The organism is Nonomuraea sp. NPDC050404 (assembly GCF_040655495.1).
Taxonomy (GTDB): Bacteria; Actinomycetota; Actinomycetes; order Streptosporangiales; family Streptosporangiaceae; genus Nonomuraea.
On the sequence record NZ_JBFAKB010000021.1, the window covers coordinates 72,648 to 95,606 of the forward strand.

The window sequence follows — 22,959 nt, forward strand, 5'->3', positions numbered from 1 at the left end:
ATAGTCCGAGCTCGTCGATACACTGGGTGGTCGTATAAGTCAACCCGGAAGCTTGAACTGGATGACCTTGGCAAGTCTGGTGCAATAGCTGTTCGGGCAAGTGCGCTCAACGCACACGAATTTCGTCACTCAGGGTTCAGCCTCCTGCGTGCATTGTCCCAATCGTAGTTCGAAAATTCAGCTCCCCAAGGGGTCATTTCGTACGTCCGGACCAGGAAATTTTCCAGGTCTTGGCGCAGAATCCAGCTGTGGAGCGGGTCCGCTCCGGGGAACTGAAAAACAGCCTGCAGCCATCCGGCACTGTCGCGCTGCAGACAGATCCCCTGGCAGGAGCAATTGTCGGGGAGGCACGTTCGATTGAGCCCGGCGGCGATGAAGTCCCGGAAGACGTAGAACTCCAGGGTGTCAGGGTTGTGCGGGACGCGCATGCAAACGTGAAACGGCATTTCGGTGCCGTCGTAACGGAGAAACGCGGAAAGTACCTCCGTGCCGTCGGCGTCGAGGTAGAGGGGGATGCAGGTGGTGAGACTTGCCATGAAAGCTCCCACGTTTGGCTGGTTGGATCGGAAGAATGTGTCGTCGTGCCTGAGTGTGGGCTTTGCTGCCCTCCTGGAAGGCAAGGAGAGGGCCCGGTGCGCGATCGCTTCCTCCTCTATATGTCACCGCCCGCATGGTTTACTTCCAGCAAAGGTGTGCACAACAAAGAAACCCCTGTTGGGGTATGGGCAAAACGGCACGGCAGACTGAAGAATGAGGTGCAGGCGGATCCAATAACAAGATCTTATCCTTGCCTGTCGGAAACCTATCGCATGGGGTTCCATTTGCATAGTCCGAAGGCGTGGAATCTTTTCCAGGGGAGAGGCACAGGTGTACGTGGCCCTTGCCGTGTCCGTTCAGGGAGGGTTTCTGATGGTATGAGGTCAACAGCCACCAGAAGCCACTAGCTGTCCAGTTGTTTGCTGCTTATTACAGGTAGATATATGCGATGGGCGTGTCAAATTCTGCTTGACGCGTCTGGTGTGTCAAATGCGCCGCTCACCGGCGCTTCGAGCTGACACCGTCGGAGCCCCGGTGATTAGGTGCGCAGGAACTCCATCGCGCGCTCGTCAAGCTGCTGGGCGCAGGTCACGCCCCGGGCGCGGAAGCGTGTCAGGTCGCGCCGCATCTGGGTGACGGCCTTGCGGGTGCGGGCGGAGCCGACTCCGTTCATGTGGTCCATGGCCCGTCCCCAAGTGGCGCAGGCGTGTTCAATGCCGCCCTGAGCCAGCAGGAGCTCCGCCTCGGCGACCAGGTCCAGGGCGACGATGCGGGCGTAGGTGGTGGGCGGTCGGCAGGCCGCCGCGCGGCCGTACTGCTCGGCGGCGTTGCGGACGTCGCCGAGAGCCTGGAATACCTTGGCCGAACGTGACAGCACGGTGCCTTGCGGCGGCCCCCACGCTCGGGCCCAGAAGGGCAGGTCCTCGTCCTGGCCCCGGGCGAGGAGATCATGCGCACGCTGGGTTTCCTCGATGGCCTCGTGTCGTTGCCCGCTCTTGGCCAGGGTGTTGGCGTGGGTGATGCGGAACAGCGCCTCGGTGGCCGGGTCCACCTTGCCTCGGGCGCAGCTCAGCGCGGTCGCGGCCAGGCCCTCACAGTGCTCGGGCCGGTTCAGCTTGAGCCCCTGCATGGCCATGGTGCGCATCACGAACCCGTCCTGGCCGGTCACCCCGGATTCGACGGCCAGCTTGTAGGACCACAGGTAGTAGCGCTGGGCCAGGCCCTGCTGACCGGCGTCGTAGGCTTTCCACCCGGCCAGGTGCACGCCACGGGCCGCCGCGCTGAGCATCTGCTGGCGTACCTGCTCGGTGCGGAAGCGGCCCCGGCACAGCGCGGCCACGTCGTCGCGCAGGTACTGGATCAGCGCGGTGCGGCCGTGCTGCCCGCCGTGCCGTTCGTCGAGGTCGGTGAAGGCGCCCACCATGTCACGCACGGCGGCGACCTCGGCCATGCCGACGGTCAAACCGGTCCGCGCCGACGCGGTCGTGCGGGCGGCGATCTCACGCATGTGCTCCAGCGGCAGCGCGGCGGCGGCGACGGAGTAGGCGGAGGCGTTCAGGAAGCTTCGTCGGTCCACGTCGCCTCTCCACAGCGGTAGCAGGGCGTCGATCGGGTCAATGACGAGGAACAACCCGATCCTGTCATCGTTGTGACCCTCGGCGGGAGCCCATCCGAGGTCGTATTCGGTGATGATCCGGCCAAGGCGGTGCGACAGAGCGGCCGACACGTGCCGGCCGGTCGTCCCCGCCGGGCGGACGCCGCTGATCCAGTGCTCCACCGTGGACTTGTTCGTTCGCAGGTCATCCCCGTGTGCCGCCGCGATGGCGCGCACGTCCCCGGCGATGGCGGCGTACGTAGCGCCGGTCTCGGCGATGAGGTCGCGCAGTTGCTCGTTGGGCGTCTTGCTCGTCATGACGTCCGCCTGCCTCGTATACCCGATATACCGGCCCGCCCGCCCGGGGTCATTCCCGCGCACCGGACGCGGGGTGACGATCCGTAGGAGCGGATGACCGGAGCGTAAACCCGGCGGTCAGAACGACACGGCAGGAAGCGCTGCGACCCTCACCGCTCCGCTACACACCCGAGGCGACTCGGCAAGGCGCGCGGCCGTCACCCGGGCCGCCCGCCACCGCCAGGCGCCTGCAACGGCGCAGGCCACAAGCCCGACAATGCGGGAGGAACGATGCGCATCCTGGTCGATGGGCTCGACCTGACCGGCAAGACCACCCTGGTCCACGAGCTCACCACCACCCTCACCGAGCGGGGCATCCCCACAAGGTCACACACGTGGATGCTCGCCCGCCGCCACCCGTTCGCCGCGGCGTTGCGCCGCCTGCCCCGGGTCCGGCAGCCCGACTCCGGCGCCATCACCGCCGCCCTCCTCGGCCCCGGCTACCTACTCGACGGTCTTTTGGTGCGTTGCGCGCCGCCCGACCGGCCCGGCGAGGTCATCATCCAGGACGGCTACGCCGACCGGTGCACGGCCTTCGGCATGGCAGGCGGCCCGCACCTGGCCGCCTGCCTGGCGCTGCGCTGGCGCCGCCTGTTCGCCCCGTTCGACATCGCCGTCTACCTGCACGCTCCCACCGAGGTGCGAGCCGAGCGGCTGGCGACCCGCCCGAACCCGGATGCCGGAGACCGGCGCAGCGTCGAAGACCACGCCTTCGCCGACACTTTCGCCGCGATGCTCGTCCAGGGCATGGGCAGGCGGCACCAACAACTGCGCGTGTTCGACACCTCCCGCCGCCGCCCCGGCGACATCGCCGCCGACATCGCGGACCTGATCAAGCCCGCCGCCTTCCCGAGCCTTCCCCGGCAGGCCGCGTGATGATCGCTCTGAATGTGGACACGGGCCTGCTGGACACGGCCCACAAGGAGCTGCAACGGCTGCTGGACGGCCGCCCGCTGGTCACCGCCGAACGCTTCACCACAGCGCTGCGCACCAGCTACACCGGCCCGGCCGGCATCGAGGCACTACGTCCGGCCCTGGCCATCGGCTGCTACCCGGCGTGGGCCCCGGCTCTGCCCGGCGCGGTCGTCGCCGCCGAGGACCGGACCCGGACCCGGTCGGTGGCCGAACGGCACGGCCGGCTGCCCCGCATCCGGCACGATGTTCCCCCGCACTTGATCGCCCTGAACCGCCCGCCCGTCATCAGCGCCTGGTACGCCACCGGCCGCCTGCGCGAACTGGCGGCCCCCGACGGAACCGTCGCGGCCATCGACGGCGAACTGCGCGACAAGGTCGAGGCCAAACCCGTCTTCGACCAGCTCCTGCGCGCGGCCGAGGTACCCGCCGCCGTCCGCATCCCGTGCGTCCACGTCGATCACCTGCCCGAACTGGGCGAGCTGCAGCGCGCGGTCGGCACCGCCACGGTCGTCGTGCAGGCCGGAGTGACCTCCGGAGGGCGCGGCACCGTGTTCGTGGCCGGCCAGGACGACATGTCCCGCGCCGCGCGGCTGCTCGGACCCTTCCGGGTCGCCGCGTTCGTGGACGGCTGGTCCTCCAACACCACCGTGCTCAGCGTGCCCGACGAGCACGGCGGCGTCCGCACCTACGTGGACCGGCCCTCCCACAAATCGGTCGGCGTGGCCGCGCTGGGCATCGGCCCGGCCAAAAGCGCTGGCAACGACTGGTCGAGGCCCTGGCCCGCCGCAGCGGCGGCGCTGATCGTGGAGTCCGCGCAGCGGATCGCCGCGTGGGCGTGGCGGCGCTACGGCATGGCCGGACTGTTCGGCCTGGACGCGATCCTCACCCCGGACGGGCGGTTGTTCCTGAACGAGATCAACTGGCGCAACCAGGGCACCACCGAAGTCTCCGCCGTCAACCAGCAGCTCCGCGGCCTGCCGCCGTTCATCGCCGCCCACCTGACCGTGATGCTCGGCGGACGCGTGGACTGGCTGGGTAACGCGGACGACTTCAACACCGACACCCTCACCCGCGCCACCCAGGCGGGCGGCCCGTTCTACGTAAAGGCCCGCCTCTGCCATCCGGCCCCGGCGAGCATCGCCCCGGGCTACGGCTCCGGCGTGTACCGGCTCGGCCCGGATGACCGCCTGCACCGCCTCCGGGTGGGCGCGCACCCGGCCGACGCCGACACCGACCGGCACGAGGTGCTGATGGCCAACCTGCCCGGCCCCGACATCGTGTGCCACCCCGGTGCCGAGATCGCCACCATCGAGGGCGTCACCAGCGGGCAGCCGCGCCCGTTCGACGGCCCCGACAGCGCATCCGCCCTCACCCGTCGCGTTCACACCGCGCTGCACGAGCTGTTCCATCCCCGCCAGCCAGAGGATTTCTGATGCTCCTCACCACCTCCGCGTTCCTGCTCGACCAGCTCCGCGCCCTACCCGACGAGGCGTTCACCCGCGCTCAGTACTTCACCCCCGCCGCCGGGTGCCACAACGTGTGCGCCTTCTGCTCCCAGCAAGCCGGCCGTGACGTGTGGCAGCTCACCGAACGCGGCCTCACCAGCTTCGCCCACGCCTATGCCCAGGTGGCCGCCGAACGCGGCCTCACGATCGCCGGCGGACGCATCCACCGGCCCGGCGTGCTGTTCCCCTACCTGGACAACGACATCGCCTCCTACCCACACCTGGACACCATGTGCGGTCTGGCCCGCGACGTACTCGGCGTCCGGCTGCGCGTCTCCACGGTCGGCTACTCCAGTCTCAACCCGCACCTGGTGGCGATGCACCAGCGGATCGCCGAGCAGTACGGCGACGTGTTCGACGGCATCCGCCTGTCGCTCACCCCGTACACGGCGGGATGGATCGGCCGCGACCCGGCCACCAGCCGCGCCCAGTTCGTCCGCGACTTCGCCCATACCCTGGTTACCTACCGGCCGGTGTTCGACCAGCTCGGCCACGGCTCGGCCACGGCCGCCGTCGAGATGCGCTTCGCGCCGCTGCTCGGCACCGCCGAGCTGACCGACACCGTCATCGACGGCCGCCACGTCCTCGCGTGCGGCCCGCACCTGCTCATCTCGTTGCATGAACACGACGGCGAGCTGCCGCTGACCGAGGTGGAACGGCTCGACGAGCGCACCCAACCGGTCTTCTCCACGCCCGGCCGACGCTACCTGCACCTGGTCTGCGACCGCCTCAGCACCGATCCCGCCACCGTGCTCACCGTGCTCACCGTGCTCACCGGCCAGGTGACGGCCCCGCACCGCTCGCGCACCGTGCGCGTGTTCCGCTTCGCCAACGCCGACGGCGACTACTTTGCCGCCGACCCCGACTTCCACCCCGACGGCACCTTCACCGCGCTGCACCTCTACCCGGCCACCGGGACCCGCCTGCGGTCCGGCTACACCGACGCCACCCGCCACGTCCTGAACACGCTGCTCGCCTACAAGGCGGCCCGCGGCCTCGGCCGCCGCGACCCGTTCCCCCACGCCACCCCGGCCGACGTCGCCGCCGTCCTGAACCGCCTGGACACGGCCGCGGCACAGTTCGGCCAGGGCGTAGACCGGCGCGCCGCCACCCACCTGGCCGACACCGTCATCCCGCTGCTGCGCAGCTACGCCGAAGCGCTCGACCTGGCCGGTTACCCGGCGGAGGTGTTCTTCTCCCGCGACTTCACGGTCGACACCGGGCAGATCGTCAACCAGGGCCGCGCGCTCGGCCTGTTCCGCGGGCTGGTCTCCCTCGACGGCGAACCCATGACCCCTCGCGAGGAACGCGGCTTCGGCGCCGCCAGCCTGTCCAGCGTGCGTGGCCCGATCTGGCGCATCGCCCCGATTCCGTTCGCCCCGGGCGGCCACCTGCCGCCTGCGGTCACCGGCGGCAAGAACAGCACGACCGACCGCCCGACGCTCGTCATCGAAGAACTCGACCCGTGCCACCTGCGCCCCGTCATGCGCGGCACGTGCACCCGCCTGCGCCGCTACACCGTGACCGGCGTGGAACTCGAACACCTCACCCTCGACCAGGGCCACGCCAACCTGGCCATGCCCGGCCTGCTGGCCGCCGCCTGACCCCACGCCCGCGCAGCGGATATCTGGTGACCGGGAAGCTCATCCGTTCGCCAGATATCCGTGTGTACACAGGGCAATACTGCCTGTATGACCGACCCGATCCCCGCGTTCTCCCGTGTCAGGATCCGTACCGGCGCCCTCGTGTTCTGCGGTGACGAGGTTGCGCTGATCCGCCGTGACCGGCCGTCCGGTTCGCACTACACCCCGCCCGGCGGCAACGTGAACGTCGGCGAAGACCTGCTCGACGCCCTGCGCCGCGAACTCGCCGAGGAACTCCGGCTCGAACCCGCCGACGCCACCCCGCCCGAACTGTGTTGGATCCAGGATCAGATGGTCACCCGGCCCGGCCCCACCCCACCACCTCGCAAGATCCACATGATCTTCCGCTGTCACATCACGACGAGCGTACGTGCCCGGCTCGCCACGGTCGAGTACGACGAACTGCCGGACGGCACCACCGAACCCGGGAGCATCGAATGGGTGAACTACCGCAAGGTCGCGGACCTACCCCTGTTCCCGTTGATCGGGCCCACCATCAGTGCACTGGCCACACCGGATGCCGCCGCCGGGAGCCCTTACCTTCCGCCCATCACCGATGAGAACTACACCTGGGTGATCTAAAGCACGGGAGAGTTCTTCCTTGCTGATAGCCACACAGCGGCGGGCTGGTGTCGCCCGACTGTGGCACACGCCGGAAGCCTGAACGTAGGCACGACGTGCGTCAAGGCAGTGTTCCGGCCGCCACCGGGGTTGGGAAGCACAGCCCGAGTAGTCGCTTGCCGATCGCTTTGTGTGGTCGTGTGGGGCACGGTGATCGGCGCGGGCTGATCCTTTCGCTTGTCGCTCATTCCGTACACGGCTGGATGGATCGGCCGCGACCCGGCCGCCAGCCGTGGCCAGTTCGGATCAGGCAGTAGCGGGCGGCCGTGTGTATGCTGCGCCGGTAATCACCGATCTTCAGAAGGCCGTGGTGGCTGTGTGGGTCAGCGGTGTTGGTGGGACATCCATTGCCAGAGGTGGGTGCCTCTGATGCTTGGGTCGTTGTGGGCTGCGTAGATCCAGGACCAGTGGCCGTTGAACTGGTGGCCGTTCCAGGTGACGTTGTCGTAGAGGGTCATTTCGGCGCCCGGGATGATGCTGTGGGCGTGGATGGTGTTGGCCTGGGGGTTGACGGTGGTGTCGTCCAGGGAGGTGATCAGCCAGGTGGGGGTGCTGATCGTTGCCAGTTCGGGGTCGGGGATCAGGGGTGGGGTGCCGGCTACGACTCCGCAGATGGGTACGGAGGCGGCGAAGAGGGTGGGGTAGGCCGTGGTCATCTTCAGGCTCATGTAGCCGCCGTTGCTGCAGCCCGCCACATAGATGCGGTTCGTGTCGATGGGGTGTTTGCGGATGAGGTCGTGGATGATCTGGTGGATGAGGGGGGCGAAGCGTGGGCCGTCCTGCATCCAGGCGGAGGTGCTCTGCGGGGCGACGACGTACGCGCCGGAGAAGATCTGTTGCGCCTGAGGGGTGGCGAAGCCGAGGGCGCCGCGGTTGGCGCGCAGCGTGGTCTCGTTGTCGTAGTAGTTGTCCGGCAGGGAAGCGCCTTCGCCGCCGCCGTGTAACCAGACGATCAGCGGACGGCGGCCGTGCCGCTTGGTGGGTAAGTAGAGGCGGTACTTCAGGGCGGAGCCGGAGTCGCCGTAGGTGAACGCGTCCACTTCGGGGTTGGCGAGGCGGCCCTGGATGAATCGGGTGATGGTGACTGGGCGGCCGCGCCGCAGGAGAAGCGGGGTGTTCTGGGTGAGGGTGTAAGTGAGGTTGAGTCGGACGTTGCGGCTGCGGCTCAGGATGTAGCCGAGGGTGCCGCCGCCGAGTTGGCCCTCGGCGTGGCTGAGGTCGAGCACGATGTTGCCGCGGCGGTCGAGGCGTGCCGTGGTCACCGGGCGGTCGAGGTCGTACTCGCTGAAGATCAGTTCGCCGGGGGCGAGGGGGATGGGGCTGGTGGCCTTGGCGTGCACGGTGAAGGTGCCGGTGGTGAGGCTGGATGGGTCGATCGGGCCGAGCCGGGAGGTGTCGAGGGTGAGTGAGACGATCTGCTCGCCGCCGTCGAGGGTCTCGGCGTTGAGGACGAAGCGCACGCTGGTGGGGGAGCGGTCGTCGTCGGCGGCGGCGAGGGCGATGCGGGGCAGGGTCAGGCCGGCGATGGTGCCCGCGCCGGTGGTCAGGATGTTGCGGCGACTGATGACCATGAGGGTGAGCCTCCTCATCTCTGTGCTCTACGGCTGATGCGGTCGGTTGGCAAGCCGGTGCTGCGTGCGGTGCAGGACGTGGTTCTGGGGCCGGCGGGTCGCGCGCCGGCCGGTGCGGTGGGAGGACAGTACGCGCGCTCGGCCTCCGCGTGTCGTGGGCCGGCGGTGGGGACACGGGCCTGGCTGTTGGCCGGCGCGCGAACTGCCAGTGGTGTCCGCGCTCGGTCAGCCCGTGGTGGGGTGGAACGGGAGGCCGATGTTCTCTCCTCGCATCAGCCTGTCGATCGACTGTTGCATCATCTTGCTGTCGTTGAGGTGCGGGAACGGTTCCCCGGCAGGGACGGCCACGCCCAGGAATCGGCAGAGCGGCTCCCAGCCCTCCCGCACGTCGAAGACCAGCAGCCGCTCAGGCGGCAGGCTCTCCTTCACCGTGGCGGTGTGCCGCTCGAACGCGGCGATGGAGTCCTTCTCGTCGGGGACCTCGCCGAAGGGCCGGTCGCTGCCCAACCCCTCCCGGATCATGCGTTCGAGCAGCGGACGGGTGGTCTGCATGTTCTCCACCAGGCCGGCCATTTCCGGCGCTACCTTCTCGGCCTGTAAGCGCGCCGGGCCGTTGGCGATGAGCGTCCGCATGCTCTTGAACCAGGTATGCGGGTCACGCACCGTGAGGACCACCTTGGCCTCCGGGTACGTGGCCGCAAGCTCGCGCCAGAAGAACGAGGCCGGCCAGTCGACGGCGGAATGGAATCCCTCCAGCACGTGATCCCAGTCCGGCACCGTGTCGCCGTCTGCCAGAGGCGCCCATCGCCGGGCGCGGTCGGGGTCGGACCCGACGTCGAACATATGGTGGCAGGGGCCGAACCCCAGCCGTTCCAGTGCCGCCTTCATCGAGCTCGTACCGGTGCGCGGGAATCCCGCGCCGATCACGGTCAGCATGTTGTGCCTCCATGAGGTGTCGGCTTGCTGCCCTGATCATGATCGGGTGTCATGAACCTGGCAATCCCCTCCATGACCGTCAATTCCGGCATGCGATGACAACATCTGCGATTCCCAAAGCGCCGCCAGGTGACAGGTGTACCTCCCCGCTGAGAGAGCGCCGCGCCGGAGGTCCGGCGCGGCGCGAATAGACGACCTCACAGGGCGCGATAGCTGATGACCAGGCCGACGTTGTCCAGGGCGGTGGGGTCGCCGTCCGCCACCAGGGTCAGCGGGCCGACCCGCAGGCCCGGCGTGCGCAGGGGCTTGCCGTCGGCCAGCGCCAGCCCTTCGTCGCCGTCGATCAGAAGGCGGACGCCGTCGTTCGGCGCGTACGTCGCGTAGAGGCCGGTGATCTGGCTGCCGGTGATGCGGGGGAGCATGTCCGTCGTGATCGGCAGCGTCAGCTCGCCCTCCTCACCGCCGACGAACTCCTCCCACTCATCGGGGAACTCGGCGGCGACGTCGATGAACCGGGCCGTCTGGTACGGCTTGAGCATGCCCTTGACGGCGTTGGCGAAGGCCGCCCCGCCCTGCTGGGCGGTGTACTTGACGACGATGGTCACGTCGGAGAGGGAGTCATCGGGCAGGTCGCCGGTCTCCAGTCGCCAGGTGGACACCGCGCCCGTGCCCTCGAACGGCAGATACCTGTCGTCGTCGAACCGCAGCTCGAACAGGCCGTTGTTCTCCCGGCCCTGCTCCAGGTCCGACAGCGCGATCTGCTGGCCGGGACGCCAGTCGAAGCGCACGGTGCCGGGCGGCTCGCCCTTGCCGTCCATCAGATGACGCACGGCCTTGAGGTCGGCCGACAGGATCGTCTTGTGGCCGAGCTGGGTGAGTGTGGCGTTGACCTCCAGCGGCTCGCCCTCGCTCTCGAAGGTCACCGAAAGCGTCTTGATCGTGCGCCGGTAGTGGCCGGGGAAGTCCCGGTCGAACAGGGCCTCCGCGAAGGAGAAGTCGCACCGCCCCTCGGTCTTGAGCTTGAGCAGCGCCACCGGGTCCAGCTCCAGCAGCGACACCCGCCTGACGATCTCCAGGCCGCGGGCGTCGCCCTCCGCGTGGGCCCTGGCGAGCCGGTCGAGATCGAGGCCGAGGCTCTCGCCCGCCAGCAGGCCCGCGCGCCGGCTGTCCCAGTACACCGGCTGGATGAAGGAGTCGGTGACGCCGCGCTCGTACTGGTAGGCCCGCTCGGCGGCCTTGGCGCTCTCGTGGGCCAGGTCGAAGGTCTGGAAGTACAGCGCGCCCAGCCGTCCCGCCATCCACCGGTAGAGCTCCAGGTCGGTGAATTTGCCGGTGAGGAAGGTCGTGACGGCCTCGGCATGGGCGATCTCCCTGTCGGTGATCTCCAGCTCGCGGCGCGCGATCGCGACCTGGTGCCCGGCCTCGGCGGCCCGGTGGCCGAGCTGGACGACGTCGGCCTTGGCGAGGGAGAGCTGCTGGCGCCAGTCACCCTCCTGGCGTTCCTGCTCGGCGCGGATGCCGAACAGCTCGCCCATCATGCTGAAGCCCTCGCCGAGCGACTCGGAGATCTCGGAGCCCTTGTCGAGCGCCTCGCCGACGTGCTTGCCGCCGTACTCGCTGCCCATGATGAACGGGCCGATGTAGACCTGCGGCACCGCGTACGCCAGAGCCGAGCCGATCTTGAGCCCGGCGGCCGTGAAGTGCGAGTTGGTGGCGTGGGTCATCATCTCGATCTGGCCCTGCTGGTGCGCGGTGAGCCCGGCGGCGAGCAGGTCCTGGTAGTAGGTGACGCGCTCGCCGGCGTTCTCCAGGGCGGCCTGCGTCTCCCGCAGGCTCTCCGTGGCGGCCTCGACCTGCGCCTGCCTGATCGCGCGGGTCATGACCTGGATCTCGCTCTCCTGCCTGGCGCGCAGCAGCGACAGCTCCTCGCCGTCACGCCGTTCCAGCACACTGGCCAGGTCGTTGCCGAACTGCCGCACCTTGTCGGCGAGCTCCTGCGCCTTGCGGAAGGTGAAGGCGAAGCGGTGGTGCGGGACCGCGGCGCCCGCGCCGCCGGCGAGCGCGCCCGCGCTCACGCCCGCGGCGGCACCCCTGACCAGCGCCATCACGTCCGCGGGCGGCTCGAACAGGGGCAGCGGGCGGCTGATGCCCATGATGTCGAGCGAGGCCCTGATCTTGCGCAGCCGGTCCTCGACCCGCGTCCAGTAGTCGCCGAGCACGGTGTTGCCCGGGATGAAGAAGTAGGAGTGCGCGACGCTGCCGTGCACGGCGCCCATCCCGTCGAGCATCCGGCCGCCCGCCGTGATCTTCGCGGCGGACGGGTTCTGCCCGTTGGAAGAGCTCAGCTCGCCGTAGGTCTTGACGGCCTGCAACGTACGGGTGCCGATGCCCTCGGGACGCCGCCCGAGCAGGTCGTAGGCGAGGATGTAGAGCATCCGCGCCTCGTCGACGCTCTCCATCGTGTACTGCCGGAAGAGCAGGTCGCCCCAGTCGAGCAGGTTGTCGATGTAGGCCATCACGACGGTTCGCCGGTAGGCCGAGGGCCGCAGCCCGGCGATCGTGTGCGGATCGAACGGATCGTCCTGGTACGCCTTGAGCAGCGCCCCATGGTCGCCCATGAGGTCGTACTGCCTGCGCAGCCTGGCCAGCATGGCGACCTTCTCGCGCAGCGCGACGCCCGAGGCCAGCTTGGCCAGCTCCTCGTCGATGGGCTTCAGCCTGGTCATGGCCAGCTCGTCGAGCAGCGTGAGCTCGTCCGGTTCGAGCGGGCGGGCCTGCTCGAACGCCGGGGCCATCGCCTCGACGTCGGTGAGGTGGCCCAGAAGCGTCTCCGTGACGCTGATGGGGCCGAGCGCGTCGAGGTCGGCCCGGCAGCCGGCGACCAGGGCGCGGACGTCGATGGCCAGGAACGGCAGGAACCGCCAGTACCTGTCCTGCTCCGAGGGGTCGAAGACGTACTCGTACCAGCGTCTGGCGTCCTCGAAGCGCTGGGCGTCGTTGAGCGCCTGCGCGATGAGCATGGGCGCGTGGAAGAAGATCTCCCAGTAGTAGCGGCCGTTGGCGCTCTGGAAGTCCAGGTGGGAGCTGGCGGGCACGCCCTCGACCGCGGACCCCACCTTGATCGTGGCCGGCCCCGAGTCGGTCCGGCTGAAGGCGGGCAGTTCGTCGGTCTCCTGGGCGCGCGGATCGAGCAGCGCGGGCACGCCGCCGACCAGCAGGCGCCGGTTGAGCTCGAAGGCGGTGCTGGAGGTGAGCCTGATGATCTCGTGCGGCCGGGCCGCGAACTCGTACGGGCGGAGGACGGCCGCGTCCTTGGCATAGGCGACGTACCGGTTGCCGAAGAACAGCAGCAGGTGCCGGGCGGCGTCCATGGCGCCGGTGAAGCCCTCGGGGAAGCCCGGCGGCAGCCCGTGCCAGTTGCCCGCCAGGTCGTGGAAGGACTCGGCGGTCAGGGAGTCGAGCTCCAGGGTGGCCTCCATGACGGCGTACTTGCCGTCGCCGAAGACGTAGTGGTGGTCGTCGCGGCGGAAGACGGCCTGGACGGGGTGGCGCAGCTTCTTGGGGTAGTCATCGTCGACGAAGGCCGGGATGGGCCCCTCGCCGGGAATGGTGTAGCGGACGTACTCCGTGCCGCTGACCAGGTACAGGTGGTCGCCGGAGACGTAGGCCGCGTGCACCATCCCGGTCGTGTTGATCTCCGTCGGGACCTTGCCGAGGGCGTGGGTGCTCTGGTTGCCCGAGATGTCCTTCGAGGTGTGCAGGACGTAGACGTGCTGGTCGTTGTCGAAGTAGTACTGGGTCTCCCCGTAGGAGAACGCCGCGCCCATCTCCGCCCACCGGGGCAGCGTGTCCTCGTTGGTTGACAACGACTTGGGATAGTTCCGGTCGAGATGCACGCCGTCGGAGTAGGACCAGTACCTCGTGCCGGAGAAGGCGAACAGGGCGCCCTGCCGCTGCACGACGAACCGGGCGTCGTCCGGCGGCTCCCACTGGTCGTCGTGGTCGTGCCTGCCCGACCTGTTCGTCGACGCGGACGGGACGACGTGGCGGAGCTTGCCGGAGAAGAAGTACTCCGTGCCGTCGGGCGCGGTGAACGCGCCGTCCAGCCGCTCCCACTGCGGGAAGCCGTCGTTGTTGGCCGAGATGAGCCGGGGGTAACCCGGTTCGAGCGCGCCGAAGGGCTTGTTGCGAAAGCAGTAGTACTGCGTACCGGAGAACACGTAGGTGAGCCGGCCCCTGACCAGCACCGCGTCCACGACGCCCGTCCTGGTCAGCGAGTTGCCGACGTTTCCCCACTCGGTGGCGATCGTGGTCGCGGTGCTGCGCGGCGTTCCCGTGGTCACCTCGGTGAACTGCTTGCCGACGCCGTCGAAGTAGAAGGCCGGGCCGTCGTCCAGCTCGAAGCCCGCGTTGACGCGCGCCATGCCGGGCAGGCCGTGCGCCGTGCCCGGCAGGTCGAGCACCTGCGGGTCGTCGCCCGCGTCGGCCGCGATCGGCCGGCACAGGAAGCTGCCACCCTTGTGGTCCAGGCTGAACCAGGGGCCGTCCAGGGAGTCGGCGGGGCTGTTGAAGCGGACCATGCCCGTCTCGTCCACCGGCTCGGCGAAGATCTTCGACAGCTCGACGGCCCTCGGCCGCTCCGCCGCCGTCTCCACGGGCACCGCGTACAACTCGGGGGTGAGCGCGTACGCCGTGGAGACGGTCTTCGTCTTGTCCTCCGGAGCGGGCACCTCGTACGAGCACGACACCACGATGGAGTCGTGCCGCCCCTGGTCGCCGTCCGGCAACGTGGCCGAAGCCTGGACGAACAGGCGCACACCGCTGATCGGCCCGTCCTCCGGGGGACCCGGCGGGAGTTGCTGGGCGGGCACCCACTCCTTGTTGAGGTTGTAGAAGGAGTAGTAGATGCGGACCCGGTGCTTGGGCGGCGGCGCGGAGACGTTCTGGGTGGAGCCCTCCTTGCTGGTGACGATCGTGGTGCTGCCCGAGCCGTCCGGAGTCACGGCCTCCACCACGGTCCAGAAGACGAAGACGCGGCCGAAGGCGTGCACCGGATCGACGTGGTCGGCGTCGATCTGCACGTCGACCTTGATCCACGGCTCCCAGGTCGCGGAGAGCTTGTCGCCGTCGCGGAACTCGGCGGAGCGGTAGTAGTGGCGGCGCGGCTCGGTCCTGGTGCGGCCGAACAACACCAGCCGCCGGGCGCCCGCCTCGGCGCCGTCCTCGGTGTAGACGTAGGCGCCGGCGATCGCCAGCCTGGACACCTCGGTGTACTCGTCGAGGTAGCGCTTGTAGGCGCGCTGCACGCTGTCCTCGGTGATCTCGCCCTGGAGCAGGTCGCTCTCCAGCTCGCGGAAGGCCGGGGTCTTGGTGTCGCGCAGTTCGGGCCTGATGTAGTTCTCCGGATAGAGGAAGACCTTCCTGTTGGCCTCCCAGATCCGGTAGTCCTTCAGCCACGACCACCAGGTCCTGATCTGCCGGCGCACCTCCCCGTCCGCGTCGGTCTGCTCCAGGTCGAGCAGGTAGCGGTGGACGTAGAGCTGGGTGGCCGCGATGGCCTCGCGCACCGGCGAGCTGTTGCCCTGCGCGCCCATCTCCACGTCGATCAGCATGCGCTCGTACAGCGCGCGCACGTCGGCGATGTCCGGGTGCAGGTGGAGCACGGCCGGCACGAGCGCGTCGCGTCTGAGCACGTTGAGCTCGCCCTGGACGATCTTCGAGAGGGTCTTCCACTCCTCGGGGCCGTGCCTGCGCTCCAGCATGAGCGCGAGCGCGTCGTTCGGATCGTCCCTGGTCCACGCCCGCGTGTAGAGCTGCGACGGGCCGACGCCGATCCTGGCGGCCACGGCGAACAGCCGGACGAGCTCGATCACGAACTCGATCTCGAACCGCTCCTCCTCGGCGGGGAACTCGGTGATCAGCCCGGCGTTGCGCTTGATCCAGCGCAGCTCCTCCACGTCCCAGGAGAACAGCTCGGCCAGCCGCTCGTACGGCTCCGCGGCGCCCTCGCCGAGCAACTCGACCAGGCCGGGCCGCACCCGCGCCAGCTCGGCGAAGCGGGCGATGGTGTGCACGTCGGTGAGCCGGTAGTCGGCGGCGTCCGACCAGCGGTGCCCGAACGCCTGCGGGAAGGTGCGGTCGATCGTGTCGTAGCGGCCCGTGTAGCGGACGTACTGCTCGCCCTTGGTCAGATAGGTACGGCCCCGCAGCACGAACGCGCCGTCGATGCCCGGCTCGAAGGTCACCGGCAGGTCGCCCCAGTCATCCTTGATCGTCCGCGGGTAGCCCTCCTCGACCAGGTCGGGCACGCCGGGGCGGTAGCGCAGGTACTGGTCGGCCCGGAAGACGTACAACTCGCCGCTGCCCGGTGCGACGAACGCCGCGTCGATCGCGCCGCCCGCCGCGAACTCGTTGCGGATCGCGCCCCACCGGCCGCTCACCTGGCTCCTGGCGCCGCCGTGCAGGAAGTCCGCTCCCTTGAACAGGTAGAGCCGGCCGTCGAGGGTGCGGAAGGCCGCGTCGAGCCCGTGCTCGAACGCCTCGGGCAGCGCGGCGATGCCCAGCTCGGCGGGGAGCGAGGCCGCGATCGAGCGCGGATACCCCTCGTCGATCCGCCGGTAGTCCGCGCCCGAGTAGCGCACGTACTGATCGCCGGAGAACAGGTAGGTGTGCGGGCCGGTGACGAACGCGGCGTCGACCTTCTTGCCGTCCACGATCGCGTTGCGCACCCGGCCGAGCGTGGCGAGCTCGTACGTGGCCGTCAGCTTCCGCGACACGACGTGCAGGACACCGCCGACCACCAGGTAGGCGGAGCGGCCGTTGGCCACCGCCGCGTCCACCACCCGGCCCGTCCCGCGCGCCGCCACGGCGTCCTCGAACGTCTCCGCCAGCCCCGCGAAGGCCGGCTCGGCCCGCAGGTTGACCGCGATCGGCTTGGGATAGCCCGGGTCGGCCCAGCGGTAGGCGGCGCCGGTATACCTGACGTACTGCGTGCCGGAGAACAGGTACGTCGTGTCGTCGCCGAAGACGATCGCGGCGTCCACCGCGGCGGTGCCGTCGTCGGGCACGAACGGGTTGACCGACCGGCCCCACCTGTCGCGGATCGGCGCGGACGGCTCGAACGCGCGGCCGGCGTAGCGGGCGTACCGCTCGGTGAAGAAGAAGTAGGTCGCGCCGTCGGCGGCGGTGAACGCGGCGCGCAGCCGGTCGCCGCTCTCCAGGCCCTGGCCGAAGCCGCGCCAGACCCGCTCGATCGGCCGCGGTTGCGACCACTGGCCGCTCTCCTCGCTGAACTGCACGCAGCGCTCGCCGTTGAGCAGCAACATCGTGTCGCCCTCGAACAACACGGCGGCCGGCACGGGGAAACCCTCGGGCGCCTTCCAGAACGTCTCGTCGGTCAGCGCCGGATAGCCGGGGTCGGGCTCGGTGTAGGGGCCGTACTCGCCGGTGTAGACGAGGTGCCGCATCGTGCCCGTGGCATCGGGGTGCTCGAACAGGTGGGTGACGCCGTTCCTGAAGTAGGCGAGCGTGACGCTGGTCAGGCCGCCCCAGTGCGCGCTGATCGGCAGGGGCTCACCCTGGATCGTCTCCAGCGTGCCCGAGTAGATGACGAACTGGTCGCCGCGGAACAGGTACGTCCTGCCGTCCCTGCCGGTGAAGGCCGCGTCCACCGCGCTGTCCTGGTAGATCAGGTTGCGCGGCCGGCCCCACTCCCGCGCGATCGGGTGTTCGTGGTTGACCGCGGTGTCGTAGCAGTTGGGGCCCTTGAACAGGTACGTCCTGCCGTCGGCGCCGGTGAGGACGGCGTCCAGGCCCGAGCGGTAGTCGTCGGGCACCGTGCGCAACGTCAGCGGGCGGACCGGCGTCGCGCCGGGCGGCCCCTCCAGCGCCGCGCGTCGCGTCCAGTGGCCGCCCCGCTCGACCAGGACGGCGCCGTTCTCGATGAAGGCGCACGACAGGTTCGCCAGGTCCAGATCGTCGTAGGCGCGGTACAGGGTGTCGGAGACGACGTGCCACTGCCCGCCGCGCATCAGGTAGACGTTGCGCCGGTCGGCGAAGGCCGCGTCCACCCCGTCCAGGGGCACGGTGAGCGCCGCCATCCTCGGCTCGGTGCGCAGCGCGGAGATCGGCCGCGGGTAGCCGTCCTGCACGACCCGGTAGTCGTGATCGGCGTAGCGGACGTACTGGTCGCCGGAGAACAGGTAGGTGTAGACGCGCTTGACCTCCGCCCCGTCCACGAGTTCGACGGCGTCCATCACCAGGGTCGCGTCCACCCTGCCGGTACGCGCGATGGTGTTGGCGACGTTGCCCCAGTAGGCGCTGACCGTCGCGGGGAAACGGTCGTCCACGCGCGTGTAGTCGCCGGTGGAGTAACGGACATATTGGTCGTCGCTGAAGACGTACGTCCTGCCGTCCTTGCCGACGAACGCCGCGTCCACGTGGTCGAACGGGAGCAGGCTGTCCCAGTGTTCGTCCAGCCGGTACGGCTCGGACCACCAGCGGTGCCGGGCGTCGAAGACGACGAAGCGCTCGCCGGAGAACAGATACGTGCGGTTGTCGCGGCCGGTGAGCACCGCGTCGATGCGGGCGAAGCCGGGGTCGGCGGCCAGCGTCACCGGCAGGTTCCACCAGTTGTCGGCCAGCGGCCTGGGATAGCCGGCGTCGGGGACGGTGTAGTTCCTGGTCGAGTAGCGCACGTGGAAGACGGTGTCGTCGCCGGACACCTCGATCCGCTCGCCCGCCCTGCGGATCGTCAGCACGAGTGAGCGCTCCGCGGTGACCTGCCACGTCGGCGAGGTGCCCGTGACCCGCGCGTCGTCGGGCACGATGACGCCGTGCTCGTGCAGGCGGCGGCGCAGCGCGGGCGACAGCCGCCCCTGCGCCAGCTCGGCCTCGTAGTCGGCGGGCAGGTCGAGGATCTGCCCGACGGGGCCGAACAGGTGGGTGGCGCCGTCCAGCACGAACGCGGCGTCCACGCGGTCCAGCCCGCCCCAGTCGCCCGCCACGGCACGCGGGTAACCCAGGTCGGCGACCGAGTAGTCGGCCGTGGAGTAACGCAGGTAACGCTCGCCGCTGAAGAGGTAGGTCATGCCGTCGCGGCCGACGAACGCGGCGTCCACCGTGCCGCTGGGCAGGACGGGCGCCAGCCGGCCCCACTCCTGCGCCGTCTGCCTGACCGGACCCGCGCCCGTGGCGCCGAGCGCGACCGTCCTGCCGTCCCTGAACAGGTGCACGACTCCCGCGCCGTCCTGGAAGGCGGCCTCGATCGAGCTCTCGAACCCGGCGGGAACGCCGGGCCGCCACGTCTCGATCCTGCGCGGATAGCCGTCGGCGACGCACGCGCCGGCGTTCTCCGGGCTGTCGGTGCAGCGCACCACCTGGTCGCCGGCGAACAGCAGGAAACCCTCCCCGTCGGCGTAGGCGGCGTCGATCCGCTCGGCGCCGTCGAAGGTGTTGCGCGCCGCGCCCCAGTGCCCGGCCAGCGGGCGCTCGGTCGTGCCGTCGAACCAGCGCTCCCCGCTGAAGACGTGCGTACGGCCGTCGCGGCCGTGGAAGGCGGCGTCCACGTTCCTGCCGAACGCCTCGGGCAGCGGGGTGTCGCGGCCCTCGCCCTGCCACCACTCGCTGATGGCGCGCGGGTAACCCTCGTCGGCGACGGTGTAGTCGCCGCTCGAATAGCGCACGTACTGGTCGCCGCCGAACAGGTACGTGCGGCCGTCCGCGTCGACGAACGCGCCGCCGATGCGCGCGGCCGGGTCGGCGAAGAGGTTCCTGACCTTGCCCCAGACCTGCGCCTTCGCGCCCCACCTGGTGCCGCCGCGGACCCGGGTGAACGCCTGCGACACCCCGCCCGCGCCCCTGCCCACGATCCACTCGGTGCCGTCGGGCTGCACGAACGCCGCGTCGATCGCGGCCAGCCCCGCGAGGTTGGGCGACAGTTCGTTCAGCGACTTGCCGCGCGGGTTCTCCAGCGCGTACGTGGCGGCCGAGTACACCCAGTAGGAGGAGCCGTGGAAGAGGTAGATCTTGCCGTCCCAGCCGGTCAGCAGCGCGTCGAAGCCCGTCAGGCCGGGCGGCAGCGCCAGCGGCTCGGGGAACTTGCCCGCCAGGTCCTGGTCGCGGAAGGCGAGCGCCACTCCGATGGCGTCCAGGCCGAGCTTGGCGGCCAGCCGGGCGAAGCGCCTGACGCGCCGGTACACGCGCCGTACGTGCGGGTCGGCCAGCTCCGCCGCTGGCCGGCCGCCGAGCGCGGGCAGGAGCAGCAGGTCGAGCGCGTCGGGCGCGACCGCCGCGCAGAGCACCTCGACGACCTCGGCCGGCACGCCGAAGCCGTCCTGAAGCACCTCCATGACCGCCTCGTGCTGGGCCGCGGCCAGCTCCGCCACCCGGCCGGTGATCTCGGCGACGGCGGCGGCGCTCTCCTTGGCGATCCCATGCAGGACGAAGAAGATGTCCTTCGCGTAGTCCTCCAGGCCGGGCAGCGTGAAGTGCAGGGCGTTGGTGACCGTGGCGAAGTGCCGTACCCGCTCCTCCGGCACGCCGAGCGTGTCGTCGAGGTGCCCGTCGGCGATGAGCATCGCCACCAGTTGCGCGCGTTCCTCGTCGGTGAAGCCGAGGTCGGTCAGTGCCGCCGGGTCGAGCCGGTACGGCAGCTGCGCCTCCAGGATCGCGGCGATCCGCTCACGTACCAGCTCGCTGTCGCCCTCGGTGAAGCCGTCGCCGAGGTCCAGCTCGCTCTCCGGGTCGGTGAACAGCTCGCGCGCCTCCTCCCGCACCCGGCCGTCCTCGATGACGTCGCCGTCGAGCCGGTCGAGCACCCGCCCGGCCATCGCCTCGTCGGCGATGGGGACGAAGTCGTCGGGCGTGAAGGTGTACAGCCCGATCTTGACGGTCTCGATCTGGTCGCGGATCGTGTCCAGGATCGCCCGGCGCATCGGGTACAACTCCAGCGGCAGGCCGACGTCCTGCGCCGTGAGGGCGCCGACATGATCGGCGTAGATGTCATCGGGGCCGAGCACGCCGTTGAAACGCAGGCCGTCGATGAGCGCGGTGAGCTGGGCTTCCGACAGCTCGGTGAAGGCACCGGGGTCAAAGGTGATCTTGGCCGTGCGGAACGACTCCACGCGGTCGCGCAGGGCCTCCAGTACGCCCTCCGTCACCTCCGCGAGGTCGGCCGAGGCCGTGAACAGCTCGGCGTTGGCGGGGTCGGCGAAGAAGTCCGGGCTGAGCAGCTGGCCTTCCTCGTCGATCCAGCCGTTGTAGAGCAGGTTGTCATACAGCTCGGCCTGTTCCGCCCAGGACCGGTCGGGGAACAGCTCGGCCAGGTCGGTGGGGTAGAAGGCGTCCTGCGCGCCCGCGATCGCCTCGAACAGCTCCGGTGACAGCTCGTCGTAGTCGCCCGCCAGGGCCAGCTCACCGGCGTCGGCCGGCGGCTCGGTGATGAGGAGGCCGTCGGCGTCGAGCACGCCGGTGAGCACCAGGTTGGTGAAGATCTTCTCGGCCACCGGGCCGTCCAGGCCGAGGCCGAGGAAGTCCTCGACGGCCAGCACCCCGAGCTCACTCACCGCACGGTACGCGGCGGCGGCGACGGTCTCGGGGTCGGGCCGCAGCAGCCGGGAGTCACGCGGCGAGACGACGCCGTCGTCGTAGGCGGCGAGCACGTCGTGGACGACCTGGGCGCCGCGCTCGTCGAATCGGTCCGACGCCAGCGCTTCCGGCGACAGGGCGACGCCAGCGAACCGGTCGCGCAGCCCTTCGAGCAGGGCGAGCAGCTCCTCCTCCGGCTCGGGCGTGGCCGGTTCGCCCAGGATGCGGGCCAGCTCCTCGATGCCGAAGCCGGACTCGTGCGTCCAGGCGTTCACGGCGACCAGCGTCTGCGCCAGCCACAGGCTCGCGAGCGGGTCCTCGCCGGCCAGGATGTGATGGCAGTCGCCGGTGCCCGGCTCCAGCACCGGGAGCACGGGGAAGGTCGTGTAGCGGCGCAGTGCCGGATCCGCCTCCAGCGCACTCAGCAGCGAGAACAGCTCCGCCACCGAGAGGCCGAGCGCCGTCAGCAGCAGGCCCGCGCGGTGCAGCACCGACAGCGCCGGCAGGCCGATGCCGCGGTCGAAGGGGCTCTCCTCCAGCGGGCCGTCGTAACGGGCACGGTAGCGGCGCACGATCTCGACGAGGTCGGCTTCGGCCAGGTCCAGGGCGAGCGACAGGTGCAGGCGGTAGTCGCGGTTCTGCGGCGCGAGCAGGTCGCCCGCTGGTGGCGGCACGTCGTCCACGGTCAGCGGAAGCGCGCGGGAGGTCAGCGCCGCGATCACGGCGAACGGCAGGCCGTGCTCACGGTGCAGGTGGACGGCGGCCGCGAGCGGGCGTAACGCGGCGACGTCGAGCTTGCCGCCGCAGCACGAGGTCAGGAGCAGGTCCAGGTCGGTGAAGGACAGGCCGGTGCGGCGCGCCAGCCGGACGAACCGGCAGGCCCGGTCGTACCAGGACGGCGGGATCGGGACCTTGGTTTCGGTGACCAGCGTGCGATCGTCGTCGTCCACCCGTACGACGGGGCCGCCCGCGTGCACGAAGAACGTCGCGGGGGAGCGCTCCAGGAGCGGGTCCTGGTAGAGCAGCTCGCGCAGCTCGGCGCCGGTCATCGAGGTGGCGGCGCGGAACGCCTCGACGTCGGCCAGCTCGGCGGGCGGCCTGCCGTACATCAGGGCGACGCCCGCGTCGGTGTCGCGCACGGTGGTGACGACCTCGACGTCGTCGGGCGACAGCCCTAGGCACTCGCGCGCGATCCTGTCGCGGTCGGCCCGCGCGGCGAACAACCGGGCGTACTCGACCGGATCGACGCCGAGATGGCGCAGGTAGGTGACCGTCCTGGCGTGCGCCAGCGAGAACGGCAGCGCGAACGGATGCTTGATCTTCCTGAGCTCCTCGTACGGCTTCCCCTCGATGAGCCCTTCGAGCACCTTGATGACGATGTCGAGGTACGGCGTGAGCGTGAAGGTGTTCTCGGTGTCGAGCGGGATCCGCGCCAGGTCGGGCCTGCGCCCCAGGATCGAGGAGTCGCCGAACGAATCATGCAGCAGTTTGAGCAGATCGGTCAGGTAGGCGGCCGGTGAATAAACCGACCTGCCCTCCTCGCCCTCACGTAGATCGAGTTCACCGAAAAGCCGTTCGTGGCTGGGCATCCAGGAATTGCTGCGCACGCGACAGGTCCCCCCTCAAACAGTCCCCGAGTCAAGCCCCCCGAATCGGGCCGCCTCATGCTCCCTTATCCCGCTGGGGGAGGGCCA

At 69.9% G+C, this 22,959-nt stretch carries 9 protein-coding genes; 4 read left to right on the forward strand and 5 right to left on the reverse strand.

The window, feature by feature from the left end:
* Nucleotides 1–125 precede the first annotated feature (125 nt).
* Complete coding sequence (locus AB0I81_RS43620; RefSeq protein ID WP_360670487.1) at nt 126–536, reverse strand: hypothetical protein; 411 nt, start codon at nt 534–536, stop codon at nt 126–128.
* Between the two features lie 539 nt (nt 537–1,075).
* Nucleotides 1,076–2,449: a hypothetical protein gene (locus AB0I81_RS43625; RefSeq protein ID WP_360670490.1), complete on the reverse strand. Its 1,374-nt coding sequence runs from the start codon at nt 2,447–2,449 to the stop codon at nt 1,076–1,078.
* A 270-nt stretch (nt 2,450–2,719) separates the two neighbouring features.
* Between AB0I81_RS43625 and AB0I81_RS43630 the strand changes: the two genes are divergently transcribed.
* The 4 genes from AB0I81_RS43630 to AB0I81_RS43645 all read left to right on the forward strand — a co-directional run bounded on the left by AB0I81_RS43630 (nt 2,720) and on the right by AB0I81_RS43645 (nt 7,133).
* Nucleotides 2,720–3,364: a hypothetical protein gene (locus tag AB0I81_RS43630; protein WP_360670493.1), complete on the forward strand. Its 645-nt coding sequence runs from the start codon at nt 2,720–2,722 to the stop codon at nt 3,362–3,364.
* The gene (locus AB0I81_RS43635) at nt 3,364–4,836 is read left to right on the forward strand and encodes an ATP-grasp domain-containing protein (RefSeq protein ID WP_360670496.1); all 1,473 of its coding nucleotides are present in this window, start codon (nt 3,364–3,366) and stop codon (nt 4,834–4,836) included. Before AB0I81_RS43630 ends, AB0I81_RS43635 begins: the two co-directional genes overlap by 1 nt.
* The gene (locus AB0I81_RS43640) at nt 4,836–6,512 is read left to right on the forward strand and encodes a hypothetical protein (RefSeq protein ID WP_360670499.1); all 1,677 of its coding nucleotides are present in this window, start codon (nt 4,836–4,838) and stop codon (nt 6,510–6,512) included. The genes AB0I81_RS43635 and AB0I81_RS43640 overlap by 1 nt, the downstream gene beginning before the upstream one ends.
* A gap of 87 nt (nt 6,513–6,599) precedes the next feature.
* Nucleotides 6,600–7,133, forward strand: a complete 534-nt coding sequence (locus AB0I81_RS43645) for an NUDIX domain-containing protein (RefSeq protein WP_360670502.1) — start codon at nt 6,600–6,602, stop codon at nt 7,131–7,133.
* Nucleotides 7,134–7,495: 362 nt separating this feature from the next.
* Here the strand turns inward: AB0I81_RS43645 and AB0I81_RS43650 are convergent, their stop codons facing one another.
* From AB0I81_RS43650 to AB0I81_RS43660, 3 genes are all read right to left on the reverse strand, one after another.
* The gene (locus AB0I81_RS43650) at nt 7,496–8,743 is read right to left on the reverse strand and encodes a PHB depolymerase family esterase (protein WP_360670505.1); all 1,248 of its coding nucleotides are present in this window, start codon (nt 8,741–8,743) and stop codon (nt 7,496–7,498) included.
* 225 nt (nt 8,744–8,968) lie between these two features.
* Nucleotides 8,969–9,679, reverse strand: a complete 711-nt coding sequence (locus AB0I81_RS43655; protein WP_360670508.1) for a sulfotransferase family protein — start codon at nt 9,677–9,679, stop codon at nt 8,969–8,971.
* A gap of 197 nt (nt 9,680–9,876) precedes the next feature.
* The gene (locus AB0I81_RS43660) at nt 9,877–22,872 is read right to left on the reverse strand and encodes a hemopexin repeat-containing protein (RefSeq protein WP_360670511.1); all 12,996 of its coding nucleotides are present in this window, start codon (nt 22,870–22,872) and stop codon (nt 9,877–9,879) included.
* Nucleotides 22,873–22,959 lie beyond the last annotated feature (87 nt).

Coding starts and splice junctions, on each gene's coding strand:
- AB0I81_RS43635 (WP_360670496.1), top strand. CDS start 3,364: ATGATCGCTCTGAATGTGGACACGGGCCTGCTGGACACGGCCCACAAG.
- AB0I81_RS43645 (WP_360670502.1), top strand. CDS start 6,600: ATGACCGACCCGATCCCCGCGTTCTCCCGTGTCAGGATCCGTACCGGC.
- AB0I81_RS43630 (WP_360670493.1), top strand. CDS start 2,720: ATGCGCATCCTGGTCGATGGGCTCGACCTGACCGGCAAGACCACCCTG.
- AB0I81_RS43640 (WP_360670499.1), top strand. CDS start 4,836: ATGCTCCTCACCACCTCCGCGTTCCTGCTCGACCAGCTCCGCGCCCTA.
- AB0I81_RS43625 (WP_360670490.1), bottom strand. CDS start 2,449: ATGACGAGCAAGACGCCCAACGAGCAACTGCGCGACCTCATCGCCGAG.
- AB0I81_RS43655 (WP_360670508.1), bottom strand. CDS start 9,679: ATGCTGACCGTGATCGGCGCGGGATTCCCGCGCACCGGTACGAGCTCG.
- AB0I81_RS43650 (WP_360670505.1), bottom strand. CDS start 8,743: ATGGTCATCAGTCGCCGCAACATCCTGACCACCGGCGCGGGCACCATC.
- AB0I81_RS43620 (WP_360670487.1), bottom strand. CDS start 536: ATGGCAAGTCTCACCACCTGCATCCCCCTCTACCTCGACGCCGACGGC.